The sequence below is a fragment of the Microbulbifer salipaludis genome (assembly GCF_017303155.1).
GTDB classification, from domain to species: domain Bacteria; phylum Pseudomonadota; class Gammaproteobacteria; order Pseudomonadales; family Cellvibrionaceae; genus Microbulbifer; species Microbulbifer salipaludis.
The window spans coordinates 2139563-2162275 of the sequence record NZ_JAEKJR010000002.1 but is presented as its reverse complement, the minus strand read 5'-3'; the positions used below and the strand labels follow the sequence as shown (position 1 = coordinate 2162275).

Below are 22713 nucleotides of genomic sequence, written 5' to 3'. Positions count from 1 at the left end.
ACGTCCGCAACGACGTAAGGGGTCAGCATGTCTCAAATCGCCGAACCGAAGAATATCGAGAGCAACGCCGATAAAAAAAGCCGCGCTGCACAGAAGAAAAGCGCCAAAGAATTCCTCGATAATCTAACCGCTCAGCAATTCCCCAACTCCCGTAAAGTCTATCTGCAAGGCGAACATTCCGGCGTAAAAGTCGGTGTGCGTGAAATCTGCCTCGGCCAGAGCCTCGTTGGCGGCGATGAACAAAATCCCGTGTTCGAACCGAACGCACCCCTGCCGGTATATGACACCGCAGGGCCTTACTCTGACCCGGAGTACACACCCGATATTCGCAACGGTCTGCCCAAACTGCGCCAGCAATGGATCGAAGCCCGTGGCGATACCGACGTTCTCGACACCCGTCAGGCCGCTTACAGCCAGAAACGCATGGCCGATCAGGGCCTCGACCATATCCGCTTTGACAACCTGCCCGCGCCCCGCAAAGCCAAGCCCGGAAAAAATGTTACGCAGATGCACTACGCCCGTCAGGGCATCATCACCCCGGAGATGGAATTTATCGCCATCCGCGAAAACATGGGGCGTGGCAATCTTGCCGCACAACTGAGCGAAGCAGATTATAAAAACGCCCGTACCGGCATTTATATTCCACCGCAAATTACCCCGGAATTCGTCCGCCGGGAAGTGGCCGAAGGCCGCGCCATCATTCCCGCGAACATCAACCACACCGAACTGGAGCCGATGATCATCGGCCGCAACTTCCTGTGCAAAGTGAACGCCAACATCGGCAACTCCGCGGTCACATCTTCCATCGAAGAAGAAGTAGAGAAACTGGTGTGGTCCATCAAATGGGGCGGCGACACCGTCATGGACCTTTCCACTGGCCAGAACATCCACGAAACCCGCGAGTGGATTCTGCGCAACAGCCCCGTCCCCATTGGCACCGTGCCCATTTACCAGGCCCTGGAAAAAGTTGACGGCGTTGCCGAAGACCTCAACTGGGATGTCTTCCGCGATACCCTGATCGAGCAGGCAGAGCAGGGCGTTGATTACTTTACTATCCACGCCGGCGTACTCCTGCGCTACGTACCGCTTACCGCCAAGCGCGTTACCGGCATCGTCTCCCGCGGTGGCTCCATCATGGCCAAGTGGTGCCTCGCACACCACAAGGAAAACTTCCTCTACACCCACTTCGAGGATATTTGTGAAATCCTAAAAGCCTACGACGTCAGCTTCTCATTGGGCGACGGCCTGCGCCCCGGCTGTATCGCCGATGCCAACGACGAAGCCCAGTTCGGCGAACTGCGCACCCTCGGTGAACTCACCGAAATCGCCTGGAAACACGACGTACAGACCATGATCGAAGGCCCCGGCCATGTGCCCATGCACAAAATCCGGGAGAACATGGACGAGCAACTGGAACACTGCCACGGCGCCCCCTTCTATACCCTCGGCCCCCTGACCACCGACATCGCCCCCGGCTACGACCACATCACCTCCGGCATCGGCGCCGCCATGATCGGCAGCATGGGTTGTGCCATGCTCTGCTACGTCACACCCAAAGAACACCTCGGCCTGCCCAACAAAGAAGACGTAAAAGAAGGCCTCATGGCCTACAAAATCGCCGCCCACGCCGCCGACGTCGCCAAAGGGCATCCAAGGGCGCAGATGCGGGACAACGCCCTCTCCAAGGCCCGCTTTGAATTCCGCTGGGAAGACCAGTTCAATCTCGGTCTCGACCCCGAACGCGCGCGCATATATCACGACGAAACCCTGCCCAAAGAATCCGGCAAGATCGCCCACTTCTGCTCCATGTGCGGCCCGAAATTCTGCTCAATGAAAATTACCCAAGACGTCCGCGACTATTCCAAAAAGCTAGAGGCAGCAAAACCGGGAACCGAGGCGAGTAAAGGAATGGAAGAAATGTCCATCAAGTTCAAAGAACTAGGCGCAGAGATTTATCACAAGGGTTAACCTCGAAGTAAATAAAAACTGCATAGTTTGACGAGCAGGTAGTGATACGGGTAATTGTTTGCCAGACCTTCCGCGAGAGGGACCTCGCGGAAGAGCCCCCATGGATGGGTTCACGGTGTGTCTGGCAAACAATTACCCGTAGCACTGCCGCCCAGGTCCTCCCAAATACGTACCCCGGAACCTTAAAGTGGCAGAGCGGAAACTAAATATCGCACTAGCGGGAGCCGGCCTGATGGGCCGCCTTCTAGCCTGGCGTATGTCTGAAAAAGGCCAGCAAGTATCCCTGTTCGAATCCGGTAGCCTGGAAAAACCGGCGGGCGCCTGCCATACCGCCGCCGGCATGATCTCCCCGCTGTCCGAACTGTTCCACTGCCCACTCCCCATCTACCAACTGGGCATGCAAAGCCTGCAATACTGGCCCGACTGGGTAAGCCAGCTGGAACAAACGACCGGCAGCAAAGTCGATTATCGCCAGAAAGGCAGCATCCTCATCGCCCACCCGCAGGACCGCAGCGAACTCCTGCAATTCCAACAGGAACTCGACGCAAAGCTAGGCTCAGAAAACCGCGAGCAACTGCAATGGCTGGACAATAACTCCCTGCGAAACCTGGAACCCGAACTCGAACATTTTGATCGCGGCCTGTTCCTCGCCAGCGAAGCCGACATCGACAACCGCAAGCTTCTCCCCGCACTGTTGCAAGCACTCAGGCAAAACCATATACGGCTGCACGAAAACACCCCGGCAGAGTGCGCCCCCGGAACAGTACACAGCGTGCGTGGCACAGAGTCGTTTGATCTCGTTATCGACACCCGCGGCCTCGGCGCCAAGAAACAGATCAGTGGACTGCGCGGTGTCCGCGGCGAAGTCATGGTGGTAGAAACCCCCGAAGTGCAACTCAACCGCCCCGTGCGCCTGTTGCACCCCCGGTACCAACTTTACGCCGTACCCAGAGCCAACAACCAGACCGTCATTGGCGCCACTGAAATTGAAAGCGAAGATATGAGCCCGATCTCGCTCCGCTCCACCATGGAACTCTCCAGTGCACTGTACTCAATCCATCCCGCTTTCGCCGAAGCGCGCGTCATTGAAACCCGCGTCAACTGCCGTCCCGCCACCATGGACAACCTTCCTGTGGTGGAAAGCCAACCCGGACTGATGCGCATTAACGGCCTGTTTCGCCACGGCTATCTACTGGCATCGGCGTTAGTGGCCCAGGCTGAAATCGAAGTTTCCCGATCAACCCAAACGACACAACAGGTGACCTGATGCGATTACTGGTCAACGGCGAAGAAACCCATATTGAGAGTGAAAAATCACTGTCGGAATTGCTGCAACAGCTCGGCTGCCGCGGCGAAACCTTCGCCGTGGCGCTAAACGGTGATTTCGTCCCGCGCGGGAATTACCCGCAGACTTTGCTGAGTGCCGGTGACCGCCTGGATATCGTCGCACCGATGGTTGGAGGCTGAGCGGAGAGAGCACATGAACGATAAATTGAAACTCTACGGCAAAGAATTCGACAGTCGCCTGCTGGTCGGCACCGCACTCTATCCCTCACCGGCGATCATGCGTGCGTCCGTCGCGGCCTCCGGTGCGGAAATCATCACCCTGTCCCTGCGTCGCCAGAGTCCCGCACAGCAGCAGGGGAAAATGATCTGGGATTATATTCAGGAGTCCGGTTGCCAGCTGCTGCCCAATACCGCAGGTTGCAAAACCCCGAAAGAGGTCATCGCACTGGCGGAAATGAGCCGGGAAATTTTTCGCACCGACTGGCTCAAGCTGGAAGTGATCGGTGACGACTACAACTTGCAGCCCGACCCCTACGGTCTGGTGGAATCCGCGCGGGAATTGGTCGAGCGCGGCTTCAAGGTTTTGCCTTACTGCACCGATGATCTGGTGGTATGCCGCAAACTGCTGGACGTGGGGTGCGAAGTACTGATGCCCTGGGGCTCGCCCATCGGCACCGGCCGTGGACTGATGAACAAGTACAACCTGCAGACCCTGCGCGAGCGTCTGCCGGATACGCCGCTGATTATCGACGCCGGTATCGGTGCACCGTCCCAGGCCTGTGAAGCCATGGAGATGGGTTTCGATGCCGTGTTGCTCAATACGGCGATTGCCAGGGCCCAGAACCCGGTGCTGATGGCGGAGTCCTTCAAACTGGCGGTGGAGTCGGGGCGCGCCGCGCGGAATGCCGGCCTGATGCGCAAACGCCAGACCGCCAGCCCCAGCACGCCCACCCTGGATATGCCGTTCTGGCAGCAGACCGTGAGCGCCGGCAAGCAAGGCGAAAAAGCATGAGCGCAATAGAACAGCAACGGCTGATTGTGTGGACTATCGCCGGCAGTGATTCCGGTGGTGGTGCCGGTATTCAGGCAGACCTGCTCACCATGCATGACCTGGGTGTGCATGGTTGCAGTGTCATCACCGCCAACACCGCACAGAATACCCTCGGGGTGCCGGCCATTAATGCGGTTTCCGATGAGGTACTGCAATCGCAACTGGACGCGTTGCTCGACGATCTCAAACCGGCGGCGATCAAGATCGGCCTGCTGGCAAACGCCGCACAGGTGCGGCTGGTAGCAAACTTTCTGCGCACGCTGAAAGCCGCTGGCAATCGTATTCCCGTGGTCTACGATCCGGTCGCCGTGGCCACCAGCGGCGCACAGCTGACCGAAGACAGTACCGGCGCTGCGGTGCTGACAGACTTGTTGCCCCTGTGTGATTTGATTACGCCCAACAGCGTTGAGCTGGCGTGGCTGGCGCGGACTCACGTTGACAGTGCCGAAACCGTACTCAAGGCGGCGCGCAGCGTGCGGGGCAACCATGAGACGGCACTGCTGGTTACCGGGGGGCATCTCGAGATTGAGCCGGGTACAACCTCCGACCTGTTATGTACAGGTCACGGTGAGTGCGCGAGCCATGACTGGTTGATCGGTAAAAGAGTTGATACCCGCAATGCCCATGGCACCGGCTGTACTTTGTCCTCTGCGATTGCGGCATTGCTGGCCCTGGGCTATCCGCTCAAGGATGCCTGTGTGGTGGCCAATGCCTATGTGCGGCGCGGGTTGCGCCTCGCCAGTAGCGATCATATTGGCGCGGGCCCGGGCCCGGTAGGGCACTGCGGCTGGCCGGATGCGTTAAAAGACTTCCCCGAAGTGTTGCTTGCCGGCAGCGAGCGGGCAAAACCGTTTGGTACCTTCAGCGAATCGGGGGCGGCCAATTTTGCTGCGGAATTTGCGCAGCCGGATTCCAGCCGGCTCGGCCTTTACCCGGTGGTGGATAGCGTGGACTGGGTCGAGAAGCTGGCGGAGGAGGGCGTGCGCACCCTGCAGCTGCGTATCAAGTATCCGCGCACTGACCTGCGGGAACAGATTGAGCGCGCGGTGGCCATTGGCCGCCGCTATGACGTGCGCCTGTTTATCAACGACTACTGGCAACTGGCAATTGAGTGTGGCGCCTACGGTGTGCATCTCGGCCAGGAGGATCTGCAGAGCGCAGACCTGAAGGCAATCCAGGCCGCCGGGCTGAAACTGGGTATCAGCACCCACGGCTTTTTTGAATTGTTGTACGCCTACCAGTTTCGCCCCAGCTACCTCGCTATTGGTGCCATCTATGCCACCAGCACCAAGGATATGAGCGGTCAGTTACAGGGGCCACAGAAGCTCGCGCGCATGGCCGCGCTGTTGCCGGATTATCCACTTGTGGCCATTGGTGGCATCAATTGCGAGCGTGCATCGGTGGTTGCCGCATGCGGGGTGGGGAGCATCGCCGTGGTCACGGCGATCACCGAAGCACCGGATTACCGGGAAGCTGTGGCACAATTGCAGGCTGTACTGGAGTCCCCCTGACCGGAGTGCCGTCATGTTGAGCCGTAAACAGCTGCAGCGCTACAGCCGCCAGATTATGCTGCCCCAGGTCGGAGAAGCCGGCCAGCAAAAACTTGCCGGAGCAAAAGTCATGATTGTGGGGCTCGGCGGTTTGGGAAGCCCCGCCGCGTTGTACCTCGCAGCGGCAGGCATTGGCGAGCTGCATCTGGTGGACGGCGACCGGGTGGAGCTTTCCAATTTGCAGCGTCAGGTGCTCTACAAAACCAACCACCGTGATAAAGATAAGGCCCAGGTTGCCGCCCAGCAATTAACCGCAGCCAACCCTGAGATCCGGATTCACGCCCACAGCCGAATGGCGGACGCGGCGTGGCTGCAGGCGCAGTTACCTGCGCTGGGCATCGACCTGGTGCTGGACTGCACCGATAACCTGGAAATCCGTTACGTGATTAACCGCGTTTGCCGGGCGCTGCGGGTGCCGGTGGTGATGGCGTCGGTGCGGGGCTTTTCCGGACAGCTGGTAAGCTTTGATTTTCGTGAAGCGGGCGGCCCCTGCTACGCATGTCTGTTTCCTCCTCAGCAACGGGACAACGACCTGCCGGAAGTGGAGAACTGTTCCACCGTGGGCGTGATTGGGCCAGCGCTTGGCATGATGGGCAGTGCCCAGGCTCTGGAGGCGATCAAACTTTTGGTGGGCCTGCCACTTTCCAGTCTGAATCGATTGCAGCTGTTTGAAGCCGAGCGCCTGGAGTGGCGCGCGCTGGCGTTGCCGGTCAATGGCGATTGCCCGGTGTGCGCTACGGAGTAACCTTCAGCATGCTGGTTTCACTATTGCAGGGCTGCACATAACAGCCGATGGGATCATTCCCGGCCTTGCGGCCGGGGTTAATACAATGCACGGACTGGTCTTTTTCTGAGTATCGCGCAGATGGAATCAGAACTGCGCGGCCGCGGTGAGCCAGAGTTTGTTGGTGTCTACGCTGAAATCATCCGCGGTGTAATTGCTGTATTTCATGCTGAGATTGACACCGGCGAGCTTGCCCGCCACCAGAAAGCCGGCTTCACTGCCAAGCTTGTCCATTCCAGAAACGTCGCTGTCATCCGAGCTGAGCTGGTGGTAGTTGAGCGCAAACTTGACGCTGCCCAGACTGGTGCCGAGCGTCAGGTAAACATCTTCGATTCCGCCGGCAATATTACCGGTACCACCACCGAGGAACTTATCGCTCCATCCCTGGAATTTGTGCAGGGTGGCCAGAGGGGTGATGAACTGTGCTTCTGCCCCATCCGCCCCCAGCAGCTCGTAGCCTGCGGCGAGCGTTACCACACCCAGCTTGTATGTACCTTCCGCCAGCACATAATCTGCGTCGTAATCTGCGGGGTTATTCGCTGCTGCGGACTGGGTGGCGTATTCCAGTGCGTAGCCCAGCGCATTCTGACTGCCTGCGAAGCGCACGCCGTAGGTGTTGGTGGAGAATGCTGCGGCGTCTTCATTGTCGATCAGGTAGGCGTAACCGCTCAGGGTGCCAGCAGGTAGGCCCGCGTACTTCGCGTTGAGCAGGTAAGTGTCATTGGTGTGGTCACCAATGGGGCTGTCTTCGCCAAAGATGCGATTGACGTTGTGAATGTGGGCGAGGAACAGGGTGGTATCGGCGAAACTGGTATTGCTTGCACTGAAGCCGTCGTAGGTCTGTTCGTTCTGACGGAAGCCGACACCGCCCACAAAGCGCTGATTGTCCAGCAAAATGCGCTGACGACCGTACTTGAACGTGGTTGCGCCGGTGGTGTACGCGAGATAGGCCTGATTAACTTCGGTTCCCTCGGGATCGCCGATACCCCCTTCGAAATCGGTCAGGTGGGTGACGTCATCCATCTCAATCACGGTGCTGAACCCCTGATAGGCGGCGGAAGAATACGTGAGTCGGGTCTTCAGGCTGGTCAGGTCCACATCATTGCCGTCGACGTCCACCAGCTCGGTGCGTGCACGGAAGCCGAGCGTTGCTTCGCCCTGGGCCAGCGCTTCGCCGAAACTGGTCACTGCCGGTGCTTCGGCTTCTGTCATTTCCTGTGCAAGCGCCGGTGTGGTTGCCACCGCAGCACTCAGCGCGCCGACGGCGAGGCACCATGCGCGGCGCTGGAGAGCGGATTGGATAGTGGCATTCAGAAGGTTCTGGTTTTTCATGTTGCTTTCCTTTTTTGGAGAATCGAGAAATTCCTCTTGCCCCTCGTGCCGGATTTCGGCGGCAGGGCGCCCTGTCGACAGCGTTGCTCCGTTGTCGATGGGGGTATTCGGTTGGTGATTCCGGGGTAATTCAGGCTGCGTTATCGACCGTTTCTGGCAAGGCCGTTTTTCTACCTGTGGTTGCAGAATCTGCCCCTTTGCTGGGCTCGATTCTGGTTTTTCTCGCCGGCACATCGGGTTTGCTGTGACGCTCATGCAGGAACTTCAATACCTTGGCGCGATACTGGTTGTAGAGTGGGTCGTCCGCCAGTGCCAGTCGGTGCCGTGGGCGCTCGAGATCGACGCTAAGAATTTCTCCGATCGTAGCGGCGGGGCCATTGGTCATCATGACGATACGGTCTGAGAGCAACACCGCTTCGTCCACGTCGTGGGTAATCATGATGACGGTATTGTTCAGTTCGGCTTGAATCTCCATCAGGGAGTCCTGCATATGCGCCCGGGTCAGCGCATCCAGCGCGCCGAAGGGTTCATCCATCAGCAGGACTTTGGGCTGCATGGCGAGTGCGCGTGCGATGCCGACGCGCTGTTTCATACCACCGCTTATTTCCCCGGGGCGCTTGTGCATGGCGTGGCCCATATGCACCAGTTCCAGGTTGTGCTCGATCCACTGGCGTCTCTCCGCTTTGGATTTGCTGCGACCGAATACCTGCTTAACTGCCAGCTCGACATTTTCGTACGCGGTGAGCCACGGCAGCAGGGAATGATTTTGAAAAACCACGGCGCGCTCCGGGCCTGGTTCAGTCACTTCCTTGCCGCTCAGAATCACGCCGCCGCGGGTCGCCTGATAGAGTCCGGCCACCACGTTCAGCACGGTGGACTTACCGCAGCCGGAGTGGCCAATCAGGGAGACAAATTCTCCCTGGGCGATTTTCAGGTCGACATCCCGAAGAGCGGTAAAAGGGCCCTTGGGGGTGGGGAATTCCATGTCGATGTGACTGATGTCGAGAAGTACGCTCATCGGTTCATTCTCCGTTACATTATTCGTTTCGTATCTTTTCTGCGTGGCTTGCTGTGCGTGGCTCACTGACTGGCCGATTTGTCCCAGGAAACCAGTTTCTGCAGGGTCAACATGCCGCGATCCAGCAGGAATCCGATAAACCCGATCACCAGAACTGCCGTCATGATGCGCGCGAGAGAGTCGGAACTGCCATTCTGGAATTCGTCCCAGACAAATTTTCCGAGACCGGGATTTTGCGCGAGCATTTCTGCGGCGATCAGTACCATCCAGGCCACGCCCAGTGACAGGCGCATACCGGTAAAAATCATTGGTACGGATGCGGGCAATACAATTTTCTGAACATGGCGCAGTGCGGGCAGGCGCAGTACCTTACTGACATTCACCAGGTCATTGTCGATGCCGGCTACGCCCACCGCGGTGTTGATCACCATGGGCCAGATACAACACAAGGTGACGGTGATCAGCGAGTTCAGGAATGACTTGGCCACAACAGGGTCCGGCGAGGTATACAGCGCGGACACCACCATGGTGACCAGGGGCAGCCACGCCAGCGGCGATACCGGCTTGAAGATCTGGATAATCGGGTTGATGGCACTGTTCAGCGTTTTACTCAGGCCGATGGCAATACCCAGCGGGACGGCGATGGCAACGGCCAGCAAGAACCCGCTCATCACCGTCACCAGGCTGGTTATGATCTGGTCAAGAAAGGTTTCCTTGCCGGTATAGGCGCGAATCTTCGGCGTATAATTCGGATCCTTGGCGACGCGTTCTGCGTTGCGTTTTTCCTGGCGCTCGTAAAACGCCTGCTCTTTTTTTCGTGAGCGCTGGTGCTCATCGTACAGTGCATTGAATTGCTCCATCACCGCAGCGGGGCCTGGGAACTTGCCCAGGGAAGTATCAATATTCTGCGCAGTGACCGACCACAGCAGCAGGAAGGCGAGGATGCCGGCGAGTGGCAGGGCGACCAGCCGGATGACGCCGCTGACAATAATCCCGCTAAAAACCTGACGCAGCTGCGGCAGTTTGAAGCCAGTTAGTTTTTCGGCATTTACAGTGGTGGTGTTCATTGCTGTTACCTCTGCACACGAGTTGGGTATCTGGTGTGCGCTTTTTTCGTTTCTTTATTCTCAGGGCGAGCGCTGACCGTTCGCGGCGGTCAGCGCTTTGCTCTTGCCGGGTTAAAGCTTTTGTCCGGACTTCAAGCCAATGGCGAATTTTTCGATATATTCATTGGGTTTCTGGCCGTTGTAGACGATGCCGTCGATAAAGTGGGTCTGCGGGTTGCGGTAGCCATCTTCACTGGTGAAGTCTGGGAATTGCCCGGCGGTGGCCAGCTTCTCTTCGATCAGGGATTTGGCGGCGGCCTGGTAGATGTCGGGGCGGTAAACCTTGGCTGCCAGCTCCTTGTACCACTCGTCCGGTTTGTCTTCAGAGATCTGGCCCCAGCGACGCATCTGGGTGAGGTACCAGATGGCATCAGAGTAGTAGGGGTAGGTGGCGTGGTAGCGGAAGAACACATTGAAGTCGGGCACTTCGCGCTTGTCACCTTTTTCGTATTCAAAGGTGCCGGTCATGCTGTTGGCGATCACATCGTAATCCGCACCCACGTAGTTGGACTGTGACAGGATCTTTACGGCTTCCGGGCGATTCGCATTGTTGTTTTCATCCAGCCACATGGCGGCGCGAATCAGGGCGCGGGTAATCCGTACGGTGGTGTTGGGGTATTTTTCGGCAAATTCCTTGGTAATACCGAAGACCTTCTCTGGATTGTCTTTCCAGATCTCATAGTCGGTGACGACGGGCACACCAATGCCTTTGAATACGGCCTGCTGGTTCCAGGGTTCGCCGACACAGTAGCCGTAGATGGTGCCTGCCTCCAGAGTGGCTGGCATTTGTGGCGGCGGGGTTACTGAGAGCAGTGCATCGGCGTCAATCTGGCCAGAGGTGTCGCCTTTGTGTGGCGCGTAGTAACCGGGGTGAATACCACCGGCAGCCAGCCAGTAACGGAGTTCATAGTTATGGGTGGATACCGGGAATACCATGCCCATATTGAAGGGCTTGCCATCCGCCTTGTATTTTTCCACCACGGGTTTGAGCGCATCGGCCTTGATCGGGTGCACCGGGCGACCGTCGTCCATCTTGGGAATGTTCGGCTTCATTTCTTCCCAGATCGCGTTGGAGACGGTGATACCGTTGCCGTTAAGATCCATGGAAAAGGGCGTGATGATGTCCGCCTTGGTGCCGAAACCCATGGTGGCGGCAATCGGCTGGCCTGCCAGCATATGTGCACCGTCGAGACGGCCATCGATGACACCGTCCAGCAGCACTTTCCAGTTCGCCTGTGCCTCGATAGTGACGTACAGGCCTTCCTCCTCGAAAAACCCTTTTTCATAGGCGATGGCAATGGGCGCCATATCGGTGAGTTTGATAAAGCCGAAGGTCAGCTCTTCTTTTTCCGGGTAACCGAGTTCCTCGGCACTGGCGGGCACGACGACCGAGGAAAATCCTACGGCCAGTGCCAGCGAGGCGGCGAGTTTCGTGAAGGGCTTTGTCCATTGCATGGTGATCGTGCTCCTGGTCATTTCTAAGTTCTTTCGTTTTATTCACTCGAAAATCTGGCAAAAAAAAACGCTCACCGGTGCCTGCCCGGAAGGGCAGGATCGGTGAGCGTCTCTACTCAAGGGCATCGCGGTTGGATGCCAGTCTGCTTGTTACTCGGGCGACAAATGGCCCGGTTGGTCAACGGAAATCATGTGGTCTGTTGAGCCGTGGTGATTTCGGCGGGGCGGCTTATCAGTACGCTACCACCGCGCCTTATCGAACTACTCTGGTATTTGTTTAGCAGATTTTGTGCCAAGTCTTTGGGGTTACAGGCGTTGTCGCTTTGTGCCCTATGGCGTTTAACCGGCGACGCGGGCGCTTCTTTTACTGCCGGAGGGCGTAAGCCCTTGTCTTGCTTTGAAATCTTTTTGCCAAGCTGCAAGGGACTGATGTATTGCCGCTAGCAGGAACCCAATGGAGTTTCGGCGCTCACGGATGCCTCTTTGGTCGTCAAACCCTGAATTAATCCGGACCTAAATGGGTGCAAAGGCCGTGCGGTGGAATGAATTTGGTGCACTGCAGGCGCAGAGGGCCTTTGGGATAACACAAGACCTGACGCTCGAGCGGCTGGGCTTGGTATTGATTGGCGCTGGCAATCGCGATGATTGGCAGGCAAAAAAATGCCGGGCCTTGAGGCCCGGCACGAGGACAGGTTTTGCCGCTTCGTATCAGAAGCTGTAGTTCAGGGAGGCGCCGATTAGCCAGGCTTCGAGGTTGGTGGTGCCACCATCGAAGTAGGTGCCAAGTCCAACACCCGGCACCAGAGGCAGGGCCTGGAATTCCTGAATAGGCTCATCGTCACCCCACAGGTATGCGAGGCCACCGTCGATACTCAGCTGATTGTTCACCTTGTAAGTGCCGCCAAAGGTCACCCACTGGCGGTCGGCGTCTGGAATGGACAGGGTACGCCAGGTAACCGGGAGTCCGTCGGGAAGGAAACCTACCGCCTGTGACTCAGCAAGGGCGTCGTTGTTAAAGCCATCGCGTGCAGCGCCATTGTCGTAGGCATAGCCGAAGCGCCAGGTCACTTCATCGCAGGGGTAGTATTCGACACCCAGGCTATAGCGCCAGCCGGTCTTGAAGTTCTCTTCCTTGATCTTCAGCGGGTTGTAGTCCGGCACCGGGTTGCCGTTTACGCGCTGATTGGGGAAAAAGGCTTCGAGGCGTTCGAAGTCGTCCCAGTCGGTCCACATTGCACCGAACGCGACGCCCCACTCATCGTGGAAGCGGTGGTAGATACCCAGCTCGAACATATCGGGCAGGTCCAGGGTAAGGTTGGCGCGCTCGTTGTTGAACGGCAGGCCGGTGGTCGCGGAGCGCAGCAGGTCTGAATCTACATCTGCTTCAATTTCCGGGTCCAGCTCGGACTGGTAAGAAACGCCGATATGGGTACGGCCATCGACGCTGCGCCAGAGTGCTCCGATGCTCCAGCCCACATCCCAGTCGTCACCCTCTGCATCGAGCAGTTTCGCATTGGACGCCGGGCCACCCAGGATTTGCTCCGCGAGCGGATCGAGCACAAAGTTATTGGGTACTTTGCTTTTCAGCGTGGCATCCGCGTACAGGAAATTGACGGAAACGCCCACACTGAACTGGTTGTTCCAGTCGAAAGCCACCGACGGCGCGATGTTGACGGACAGCAGTTCGGTCTGGTCCGCAATATGGGTGACCGGCCAATCGGAATCGAAATCGGTTTCCAGGCCGTAGTCAGTGTTCATCGCCAGACCGAACGACCAGCAGTCGTCCAGCGGCATGGCAAAATAGGCATTGGGTACAAAGGCGCTACTGGCGTAGTCGTCGGCCCTGTCAAATACCGAGGCTTCCAGGTTCGGGCCGGCGGAGGTGAGAGAATAGTAGTCCGTTGTGCCGGCGGCATCGATTTCCGGATTGACGTAGGTAACGCCGACCGAAAACGCCATTTCGTTAAACAGCGCAGAGCCTGCTGGGTTGCGCGCAAGAATAGCTGCGTTGTCGCCGATGGCGTTTTCCGCGGCGAACGCACGACCTAGGCCCGAGGTGCTGGATTCTTGAAGCGCGAAGCCCGCTGCCAGGGCGCCGCTTGAGAAAGTGCCGCCGGTGACGGCGCAGATAGCCGTGGCCAGCGCGGCCTTACGCAAAGATTTGATAGTCATGAGGTCCCACTCAATTGCTGAAAATTATGCCAGCGGGAAAATGACCCTTTACTGGCGAAGAAGCTTTTCCAGAAAGTTTTTGCTTCAAGCAAACAAATTCCCAGTAGCTTGATTCTAGCAGTGCGATTTTTACGCACGTGGAGAATGCGGCGACTTTATAGTGGCCTGTAGCGGAAAAATCTACGGGTTGTCGTAAATTTTTTGGAAGATGTGAGAAATTTTTTCCAATTAATTTTCAGCGCGGACTTCTTTGCCATTAATGGATAATTTTGTCAGGGTGATTTGGTAGCTTTTGCCATTATCTTCTTGCTGCCAAAGTTTTACTAACGCGTAATTCCATTTGGGGGCAAACCAGATATTGGTGACACGTTCTGCGCCAGCCTCGCGCACCCGTTCAACCTTGACGGTTTCGATCATACCCATTGGCGTTTTGATATTTTCTGTGCCGGCGACGCGGAATTCGTACTGGCGAATTTTACGACCGTCGGCCACCTGGTATTTCAGCGGCGTTTTCCCATTGGCGACATCCACCGCCAGTTGTAATTGATAGCTGATCTTGTCCTGCAAATTCGCCGGCGCTTTTTCGATACTGCGTGACTTGTCGTAAACATTGACGACACGGCTTGCGTTGTCTTCGAAACTCAACGCGGTGTGGCGGTCCTTGCCCAGGCCGGATTTCTGGTAGTCGTAATGTTGCGGTATGAGCTGCAGCCCCTGTTGCGCGAAGCGGGAGTACTCTTCAATTTTTGCAAACATCGAGTGGGCCGAAAAATCCAGCCGCCAGCTGGCGGGTGAGCCTGTGAGTTTGCGTTCGGCGGTCACGGCAAAGCCACTGAACTTGGCCTCATAGGTGGCGGAGAAGGGGAGGAGTACCTTGGGCGCGGTTTCGTCGCCTGTTTCAGCCTGGCTGAGGGGGGCAATGGCAAATAGGGTGAGAAGCGACAGTAACAGGGTGTTGCCAATCGCTTTCTTTCGCAGTGCGTTGTGAATCAAGGGTCCACCTCCGGCCTGAAATTCTGATTGTAGATTCAGGCCGAAAGTGTAGTCGGCCTGTCAGTCGAGGCGCTTGCCGCCGCGGGGCAGTAGCTCGCCATCCAGCAGCGCGCGATCGCCGTCCATGTTCAGCCGCCCCTGGGCAAACCAGCGGGCAACCAGCGGATAGATTTTATGTTCCTGCACCTGAACACGCTGTGCAAGGGTTTCCGCGGTATCACCGGCTTCAATGGGAACAGCGGCCTGCAATATGGGCGGGCCGCCATCCAGTTCTTCGGTAACAAAGTGCACGGTGGCACCGTGTTCGTGGTCTCCGGCGTCCAGCGCACGCTGGTGCGTGTGCAGGCCCTGGTACTTGGGCAACAGGGATGGATGAATGTTCAACAGGCGACCGCTGTAGTGGCGCACGAAGTCGGGGGTGAGGATGCGCATGAAGCCGGCAAGAATCACCAGGTCCGGTTGATAGCCGTCGATCAGTTTGGCCATCGCCTGGTCGAAGTGCTCGCGATCGGAGAAATCCCGGTGGCTCAGCACCTCGGTGGCAACGCCGGCATTGTGTGCACGGGTGAGGCCGTAGGCATCCGCTTTGTTGCTGATGACGGCCTCTACCGTGTAGTCGCACGCCTCGCTGGCGGCGTCGTCAAGGAATGCCTGGAGATTGGTGCCGCTACCGGAAATCAGTACCACGACGCGGCACCGCGCCGCAGTGGGCGCGGGTGAGGATTGGGTAGACATCGTTGGATTACAGTCCCGCCAGCTCGACCGCTTCGCCGTCGGCGTCCGTGGCCGCTTCGATGCTGCCGAGGATGAAGGCGTCTTCGCCCAGTTCTTGTAACTTGGCGACCGCTTTGTCGGCATCGGCGGCGGGTACACAGATCACCATGCCAACACCACAGTTGAAGGTGCGGTACATCTCGCGGCCTTCGATATTGCCGGCTTCCTGCAGCCAGCGGAATACGGGCGGCAGAGCCCAGCTCTTGGTGTCGATCACTGCGCGGGCACTCTCGGGGAGTACGCGGGGCAGGTTCTCCAGCAAGCCACCGCCGGTGATATGGCTCAGGGCGTTGACCTGGACCTCCTTCATCAGCGCCAGCAGGTTCTTGACGTAGATGCGGGTGGGCGCCATCAGGGACTCGGCCAGGGTTTTGCCCTCAAGGTCTTTCTGCAGGTCTGCACCGCTGATTTCGAGCACCTTGCGAATCAGGGAGTAGCCATTGGAGTGGGGGCCAGAGGAGCCCAGCGCAATCAGTTTGTCACCGGCTTGCACTTTGGAGCCGTCGATGATCTCGGATTTTTCCACCACACCGACACAGAAGCCGGCCAGGTCGTAGTCGTCACCCTCGTACATACCGGGCATTTCGGCGGTCTCGCCACCCACCAGCGCGGCACCCGCCAGTTCGCAACCGCGGCCGATACCGGCCACCACGTCTGCCGCAATATCCACGTTCAGCTTGCCGGTGGCGTAGTAATCCAGGAAGAACAGCGGCTCGGCACCGGCGACAACCAGGTCATTTACGCACATGGCCACCAGATCGATACCGATGGTGTCGTGGATGCCCAGGTCCATGGCGAGGCGCAGCTTGGTGCCCACACCGTCGGTACCGGACACCAGAACCGGTTCTTTATAACCGGTAGGCAGCTCGCACAGAGCGCCAAAACCGCCCAGGCCGCCCATCACCTCTGGGCGCGCGGTACGCTTGGCCACATGCTTGATACGCTCGACCAACGCGTTGCCTGCGTCGATATCGACACCGGCGTCTTTGTAGCTGAGAGAGGGGCTGGAGGAGTTCGGCTTGGAGTCGCTCATGGTTCAACCTGTAAAGGGCCTGTTTGGAAGGGCGCGTATTCTAGTAGAAATTTACCTGAATGTGCGAACTGAAGGCTGGGAGAAACAGCCGACACTGATACAATAGCCGGTAATTGACCGCCGGGGCCTGTCTTCGGCGTGTAAGCGCACCACCCAGCAGGCCTTGCCCGATTGTGCGAAGGCCATGCCACCGGCGTAAACCGGTTCTGGGGCGTGCATCTGATACGCCTATAAAAGAGGTAAAGGGGACACCGAGCCAATGCCATTGACCATGAACCCCCGGGGGCTACTCTGTTTCGCGCTGTTGCTGGCGGCACTGCTGGCGGTACTGCCTGCGTCGGCGCGGGTAATGCCGGGTCTGTACGAAGTGAACGAAGCGGTACCCAGCCGCGGGACCACGGACCGCGCTGCGGCCACCAGCCGGGGCCTGGAGCGCGTGTTTGTGCGGGTGACCGGCAACCAGGCGGTGGGCAGTGACCCCAAGCTGACACCGGTACTGGAGCAGGCCCAGAAATACGTACAGGGCTACCGCTATGACACCGTCGATAACCAGCTCTATGTGCATCTGACGTTTGACCCCCAGGCGGTGAATGATCTGGTGCACCAGCTGCAATTGCCCCTGTGGCCGAATAACCGCCCGGGTACCCTGGTGTGGATGGCGGTGGATACCCTGCAGGGCGGCCGCGATACCCTGCGCCAGGAAGACTACCCGGAACTGTTCGGTCTGCTCGAAGGGCTGGCCATGGAGCGCGGTTTGCCGCTGGACTTCCCGGTAATGGATCTCAATGACCAGCGCAATATGCCCCTCGGCGCCCTGTGGGCGCAGGACGAGGGCGCGGCAGAGCGCGCCGGCGTGCGCTATCGCCCGGATGCGACCCTGATGGGGCGCCTGTTGCAGAGTTCCGGGCAGCGCTGGCAGGCCAACTGGTTGCTGGTTCACGGGGGCCGCAGCTATGCCTTCGATGCCAGCGGTACCTCGCTGGAAGAAGTGGCCCTGCGCGGTGTGAATGAGGCGGCGAACCGCCTGGCCGAGCGCTATGCGGTGCGCACCGACGACACCGGGGTGACCAGTGCCGTACTGGTGGAGATTTCCGGTGTGCGCAGCTTTGCCGACTACTCCGCGGCCACCCGTTATTTGCAGGGGTTGGCCCAGGTCAGCAGTGCGGATGTGCTGGCGGTCAATGGCGATCGGCTGACACTGGCGCTGACCACGAGCACCCAGCTGGAATCCCTGCGGGACGTGCTTGCCCTGAACCGCAACTTGCAGCTGGCAAAAGACGATGGGCTGGTGGATTTGACCGGCTATCGTGCGCCGCTGGGCAGTGCCCAGAATCCCCTGCGCTACAGCTGGCAGTAATACCCCGTGGCCGATAGCAGTCAACCTGGTGGTGTCCCGCAGCAGCTCTCGCTGGGGGTGTCCCTGCGCGATGACGCCACCTTTGCCAATTTTTTCCAGTCGCCCGACGATGGTAACCGCCAGGTGGTGGGCCTGCTGCGAGGTTTCGCCAGTGGCGAAAGTCCCGAGCAGGCCGTGTACCTGTGGGGGGAACCGGGCAGCGGGGTGACGCACCTGCTGCAAGCGGTTTGCCAGGTCGCTGAGGGGGCCGGGCGCAGCTTTCAGTACCTGCCGCTGGCGGAGCTGATCGAGACCGAGCCGGAAGTGATCGTCGATGGGCTGGAGTTTCTCGATCTGGTGTGTATTGACGACCTGCAGCTGATTGAAGGGCGGGCAAACTGGCAGACCGCCCTGTTTCATCTTTACAACCGGCTGCGCGACGGCGGTCGCCAGCTGATTCTGGGGGCGCGCAAGTCTCCGCGCGGCCTCGCGCTGGATCTTGCCGACCTGCACTCGCGTCTGCAGTGGGGGCTTACCTTCCAGTTACATCCGTTGAGTGATACCGACAAACTGGCCGCGCTGCGCCAGCGCAGCCGCCTGCGGGGCTTCGACTTACCGGAAGATGTGGCCCAGTACATACTGCATCGGGCACCGCGGGACACCCGCGCGCTTTTCGCCTGCCTGGAGCAGCTGGACCGGGCGTCTCTTCAGGCCCAGCGCAAAATTACAATTCCCTTCGTTAAACAGGTTCTGAATATCTGAACCTGCCTCCGGAAAAAGGCCGCGGCAATTGCCCGGCCTTTTCTTCATTTGCTTCTACACTGTAGTCATTAATGTGTATTTTCCCGCCGGCTTTGGTGCCGGTGTTGCGGATAACGCTTTCGATAACGTTGGTAAATAGTGGAGGAATGCATGTTCCGGATTGCCCGAAAAATGGTAGTAGGCTGCGGTTTCGCCGCGGTGATCGCGGGTCTGGCAATGTCAGCCAGCGCGGAAACCGTGGTCAGTGTGTTGAAAGTCGACAGCAAGGGGGTGGGTACCATGCTGGGCACGGTGACCATCTCCGAAACCCCCTACGGACTGGTGTTTACCCCCAACCTGAAAGGGCTGCCCCAGGGGCTGCACGGGTTCCATTTGCACCAGAACGGCAGCTGTGAGCCCGGGGAAAAAGACGGCAAGATGGTGCCGGCGCTGTCGGCAGGTGGTCATTACGACCCGAAAGAAACCGGCAAACACGGGTTGCCCTGGGGGGATGGCCATTTGGGCGACCTGCCGTCTCTGTATGTGGACAGCGATGGCCGGGCCACGTCGCCGGTATTGGCGCCCCGCGTGAAAGTCGCCGACCTCAAGGGGCGCGCGTTAATGATCCATGCCGGTGGCGATAACTTTTCGGATCACCCCAAGCCTCTGGGTGGGGGTGGCTCGCGTATCGCCTGCGGCGTGATTCAATAGGCGGGCTCGCCCTCTGCGAGTTCGGCCCCGTAGCCCCGGGTACACTGGCTGCTAGCGGCGGTGCCATCCAGTGGCTGGAACAGGCCATCAAAGCAGCGCGGTAGCGGCCAGACGGGTTTGCGAATATTCAGGCCCTGCTGAGGGGTGCAGGGCGTGTTGTCTCCGGGCACACACCAGTTTGCGGGCTCCACCTGCGGCGCCCGGTTGCGTGCGTGACGGAATTCAGACACCGCGTGATAGACCAGTCGACGCGCGCGGTTGAGGCTGCCCAGGGGCTTCCAGGCGCCGACGCCGCGCCAGGGATTCATTGACAGGTTTTCGCAGAATTGCTGCTGCGCCTCCCCGGTAAACGTCTGCGGCGGAATATGAAGTCGCGCGATGGGTATGAAGGGCGCTTTTTCTTCCTCCCAGATTACCGTGGCGTCATCCAGTGGCATCTCGTCGGCAGAGGCGTTGTCTGGCCGAGGCTGCACCATAAATTCGAAGCAGGCAGAGCCCGATTGTAGGGTGTCGGCCATTTGCCGGGTTAAGAAGTCGTCCGCAGTGGTGTCGACGGTGGGCCGGTAGTGGGCACCGGGGCAGGGCCGGCTGGAAAATTTAACCGTTGTGTCCCCCAGCTGATAGGGCAGCATGGAGAAGTACTGCTCCGCGAGCGGTGTGTCGATTTTTGACGATACCGTCTGATAGGCCCGGATCGTTTCTTTCAGGTGCAGCCGCGGTGGCCACAGGCTGAAAAACCAGCCTTTCCGGTCCAGCCTGGCCAGATGTTGCATGTTCTCGGCGTAGTCAAAAATATTGCGATTAAAAAAGGCCGGCATATTGGTCATGATGAAGTCCTGGTTTGCCTCGCCGGTCTCATCACCGCTGCCCAGCTCCGGGGCAATTGCAGGGCCCTCGGCACCCATCACCTTCACCGCCATCCCCCGCGCATCCCCTTTGCCATCTGGCTGTACCAGCATGTCCCCGTTGGAAAAACGTACCCATGCCTGGTAGGTGTGCCCGGGGCTGGCAAATACACTCTGCTGAAACTGTGCGGGGATATCACCGTTCACCTCAAATTCCGCACGTACACAGCCCGTGGCCTTGGCATGGGCATCCCGACGGTAGAGATTGCCGTGGGCGGGACTGTTGTGCTGGTGGGCGATGCGGGAAATTTCACGGGCGGACGTGATGGCGGAGACAATCGCCGCCTGCTCGGCCGCGGAGATCTGCATGTCCAGTTGCGCGATGCTCGCTTCCACCGATTCGGCGACACCGGTTTCTGCGGTGCCCGCAGACGGGTGCAGGGCCGTCGCTAACATGCAGGCGGTGAGCAGGAATCCTCTTGGGTGCTGATTCACAAAGCGGCCTCCTCTGTTGTAGATACGGAGGCGGTTGCGTGGCGAAATGCATTACAGGCTTGCTCGCCGATGGCACTCGCTGGCGGCGCGGGGTATTGCGCCCAGTTCTGTGGGTCACCGCCCAGCGCTGCGCTGAAGTCCGGGTTCCCCATGACCTTCAGATATTCGAGCAGCGCCATACGCTCGCCTTCGCGCAGCCGTCGTCCAATCCGCCCGGCCACATCGGCATCGGTGAACAGGTGCCCGGCATTGCTGTTGCCGGTTTGTGTGGTATCGAAGGTGAAGGTTCCCGGGCGATTGTCGGTGACATAGCCCAGCTTTTGCGGATTGTATTCGCGGTGACCAACCGCGAAGCGCTCCGGGCGCGCTTCCAGCGGTGAGAGCAGGTCGTGGATGGTGGGTACAGAGCCATTGTGCAGGAAGGGCGGTGTGGCCCAGACCCCGTGTAAGGGTCGTGCTTTGTAGGCGGTCTTGTTGGCGATACGGAATGGCACATTCAGGCCGTCATAATCGGCAACGCCATTGTTGTCACTGGACACGCCGCTGTTTTCGTACAGCACGGGCACCAGCTTGTTCAGTAATAATTGCAGTCCGTCGCCGGCGTTGACCTGTCGATTGCGCGCATCGTCCGGGTCGTGCGGGTTCTTGGCCACCAGTGGGCCCGGGTCATAGGTGTGGTTGACGTAGTTCTCGGCGGCTGTGGGGTCGGTGCCGATGACCTGCACATCAATCCACGGAATGGCCCACAGGGATTCCCGCCAGTCTTCGCGCACCGGGCGATTGGTGGCGTCGTAGGAAATCTGCCCGGACATATCCCACTGCCAGTTGACGCTGCGCTGGTTGCCCGGGTTATCCCCGGGGCCGGCGGCCAGTTGCCAAGCATAGGGTTTGGACGGGTGAGGGCCGTGGCAGTGGGCGCATTGATCGGCGAACAGGTCCTTGCCGCGGCGCGCCTTTGCGATATCGATATTGCCCAGTACTTCCTCTGGCCATTTTGGTGGACGCAGCTTGCGCAAGGTGGTTTCAATACACTGCATACCCTGCACATTGATGGTGGACTGGCCGAATTCTTCCTCCGGCAGCAGTGCACCAGCCTCGTCGACCAGCTTTACCGGAGCCATCACGCCCAGGCTCTCTCCCACGTTGCGGGCCATGGCCTGATTGGTAAACCCGGTGTACTGCACCCAGTCGAAGCGCCAGATATCCCACAGAAACGGGTAGCTCACCGGTGCATCGGCTGTCTTGTAATTCTCTTCGATGCCGAGGTTGTAGCCAAACACCACATTGCCGATTCGCCCAACGGCGTCGGTACGCCCCCGGCCCTCGGTGGTGGGGAAGTTTTTGGGATTTCCGGGGCCCGCCGCGAAGGTAAAGAAGCGCTCCCGGAATGCCGCGAATTCCTGCTTTAACTGGTCCCGCTTGGCCGGGTCCTCACCGGCGATGGCATCCGCAAACCGGTTCCACTTCAGCGGATTAAAGCGCATCTCCAGCGCGGTTGCGCCAATGGAGTGCGTGAACTCCCCGGGCGCGCCCGTGGACATGCCGTGAATCGCCTGGCCGCCGTCTACCCGCAGGGCGATACCGTTGTAGTGCAGCTCGCCGGTATGGCAGAGCGCACAGCCCAGGTCAAGACGCACGGAGTCGTCCGTGGGATTTACATGGCGGCCCATGCCAACCGGGTGCACGCCGGTATTCTGTGCCGAGTCATCCCCGGACTCGACAATAAATCCCCAGCCGCGCAGGTTCTCCGGGCTGGCCAGTTTTTCCCGGGAAAATGGCAGTTCCAGGGCCTTCAGCCATTCATAGTGCAAGCCCTGTAATTCGGTGCCCTGGGGTGTGTTGTAAAACAGCTGGCGATCTTCCTCCGACCACCCCTGGTCCAGGTAGCGCACCTCGCGGACGTGTTCCTTAACGAGGTTGGGTTCGAGGAATTTTTGGGCGAGGGTGCAGCCAGTGAGAGCCAGGCCACTTGAAAAAGCCAGCCACAGCGCCAGCTTGCCAGTGCGAAAATCCATTTGCGTCCAGTTCCGGAAAATTGATTATTGTTCTTGCCGATATGTAC

The 22713-nt window shown here is 58.9% G+C and carries 19 protein-coding genes; 9 read left to right on the top strand and 10 right to left on the bottom strand.

Annotated features, from left to right (window positions below; all coding sequences use genetic code 11):
* Window positions 1-27 precede the first annotated feature (27 nt).
* The 6 genes from thiC to JF535_RS14760 all read left to right on the top strand — a co-directional run bounded on the left by thiC (window position 28) and on the right by JF535_RS14760 (window position 6601).
* Window positions 28-1968 (top strand): phosphomethylpyrimidine synthase ThiC, encoded by a 1941-nt coding sequence (gene thiC, locus JF535_RS14785; protein WP_242523859.1) that lies wholly within the window; start codon window positions 28-30, stop codon window positions 1966-1968.
* 187 nt (window positions 1969-2155) lie between these two features.
* Window positions 2156-3235 (top strand): glycine oxidase ThiO, encoded by a 1080-nt coding sequence (gene thiO, locus JF535_RS14780; protein WP_207003390.1) that lies wholly within the window; start codon window positions 2156-2158, stop codon window positions 3233-3235.
* Window positions 3235-3435 carry a sulfur carrier protein ThiS gene (gene thiS, locus JF535_RS14775; protein ID WP_207003389.1) on the top strand — a complete coding sequence of 67 codons (201 nt, stop codon included), beginning with the start codon at window positions 3235-3237 and terminating at the stop codon, window positions 3433-3435. The genes thiO and thiS overlap by 1 nt, the downstream gene beginning before the upstream one ends.
* A gap of 13 nt (window positions 3436-3448) precedes the next feature.
* Entirely contained in the window at window positions 3449-4267 is an 819-nt protein-coding gene (locus JF535_RS14770; protein ID WP_207003388.1) for a thiazole synthase, read from the top strand.
* Window positions 4264-5817 carry a thiamine phosphate synthase gene (thiE, locus tag JF535_RS14765; protein ID WP_207003387.1) on the top strand — a complete coding sequence of 518 codons (1554 nt, stop codon included), beginning with the start codon at window positions 4264-4266 and terminating at the stop codon, window positions 5815-5817. Before JF535_RS14770 ends, thiE begins: the two co-directional genes overlap by 4 nt.
* A 13-nt stretch (window positions 5818-5830) precedes the next feature.
* Window positions 5831-6601, top strand: a complete 771-nt coding sequence (locus JF535_RS14760) for a HesA/MoeB/ThiF family protein (protein WP_207003386.1) — start codon at window positions 5831-5833, stop codon at window positions 6599-6601.
* Between the two features lie 126 nt (window positions 6602-6727).
* On the opposite strand, the gene JF535_RS14755 is transcribed toward JF535_RS14760, so the two are convergent.
* The 8 genes from JF535_RS14755 to purM form a co-directional block, all read right to left on the bottom strand.
* On the bottom strand, window positions 6728-7972 hold the full coding sequence (locus JF535_RS14755) for an alginate export family protein (protein ID WP_207003384.1): 1245 nt from the start codon (window positions 7970-7972) through the stop codon (window positions 6728-6730).
* A gap of 130 nt (window positions 7973-8102) precedes the next feature.
* A complete protein-coding gene (locus tag JF535_RS14750) occupies window positions 8103-8990 on the bottom strand; it encodes an ABC transporter ATP-binding protein (RefSeq protein WP_242523857.1) in 888 nt (295 codons plus the stop codon).
* A 62-nt stretch (window positions 8991-9052) separates the two neighbouring features.
* The gene (locus JF535_RS14745) at window positions 9053-10057 is read right to left on the bottom strand and encodes an ABC transporter permease (RefSeq protein ID WP_207003382.1); all 1005 of its coding nucleotides are present in this window, start codon (window positions 10055-10057) and stop codon (window positions 9053-9055) included.
* Between the two features lie 111 nt (window positions 10058-10168).
* Window positions 10169-11551, bottom strand: a complete 1383-nt coding sequence (locus JF535_RS14740) for a CmpA/NrtA family ABC transporter substrate-binding protein (RefSeq protein ID WP_422880013.1) — start codon at window positions 11549-11551, stop codon at window positions 10169-10171.
* Between the two features lie 708 nt (window positions 11552-12259).
* Window positions 12260-13723, bottom strand: coding sequence for an OmpP1/FadL family transporter (locus JF535_RS14735; RefSeq protein ID WP_207003377.1), 1464 nt, complete (start codon window positions 13721-13723; stop codon window positions 12260-12262).
* A gap of 228 nt (window positions 13724-13951) precedes the next feature.
* The gene (locus JF535_RS14730) at window positions 13952-14716 is read right to left on the bottom strand and encodes a DUF3108 domain-containing protein (RefSeq protein ID WP_242523856.1); all 765 of its coding nucleotides are present in this window, start codon (window positions 14714-14716) and stop codon (window positions 13952-13954) included.
* A 60-nt stretch (window positions 14717-14776) separates the two neighbouring features.
* Entirely contained in the window at window positions 14777-15451 is a 675-nt protein-coding gene (gene purN, locus JF535_RS14725) for a phosphoribosylglycinamide formyltransferase (protein WP_207003375.1), read from the bottom strand.
* 7 nt (window positions 15452-15458) lie between these two features.
* A complete protein-coding gene (gene purM, locus JF535_RS14720; protein WP_207003374.1) occupies window positions 15459-16523 on the bottom strand; it encodes a phosphoribosylformylglycinamidine cyclo-ligase in 1065 nt (354 codons plus the stop codon).
* Window positions 16524-16782: 259 nt separating this feature from the next.
* Between purM and JF535_RS14715 the strand changes: the two genes are divergently transcribed.
* The 3 genes from JF535_RS14715 to sodC all read left to right on the top strand — a co-directional run bounded on the left by JF535_RS14715 (window position 16783) and on the right by sodC (window position 19311).
* Window positions 16783-17880 carry a DUF2066 domain-containing protein gene (locus tag JF535_RS14715; protein ID WP_242523855.1) on the top strand — a complete coding sequence of 366 codons (1098 nt, stop codon included), beginning with the start codon at window positions 16783-16785 and terminating at the stop codon, window positions 17878-17880.
* A 6-nt stretch (window positions 17881-17886) separates the two neighbouring features.
* On the top strand, window positions 17887-18621 hold the full coding sequence (gene hda / locus JF535_RS14710) for a DnaA regulatory inactivator Hda (RefSeq protein ID WP_207003372.1): 735 nt from the start codon (window positions 17887-17889) through the stop codon (window positions 18619-18621).
* Between the two features lie 150 nt (window positions 18622-18771).
* Window positions 18772-19311 (top strand): superoxide dismutase family protein, encoded by a 540-nt coding sequence (gene sodC, locus JF535_RS14705; RefSeq protein ID WP_207003370.1) that lies wholly within the window; start codon window positions 18772-18774, stop codon window positions 19309-19311.
* Here the strand turns inward: sodC and JF535_RS14700 are convergent.
* Together JF535_RS14700 and JF535_RS14695 are read right to left on the bottom strand one after the other, a co-directional pair.
* Window positions 19305-20651, bottom strand: a complete 1347-nt coding sequence (locus tag JF535_RS14700; RefSeq protein ID WP_340674188.1) for a catalase family protein — start codon at window positions 20649-20651, stop codon at window positions 19305-19307. The two genes, sodC and JF535_RS14700, sit on opposite strands and share 7 nt — an antisense overlap.
* Complete coding sequence (locus tag JF535_RS14695; RefSeq protein WP_207003369.1) at window positions 20648-22666, bottom strand: di-heme-cytochrome C peroxidase; 2019 nt, start codon at window positions 22664-22666, stop codon at window positions 20648-20650. Before JF535_RS14695 ends, JF535_RS14700 begins: the two co-directional genes overlap by 4 nt.
* Between the last annotated feature and the right edge of the window lie 47 nt (window positions 22667-22713).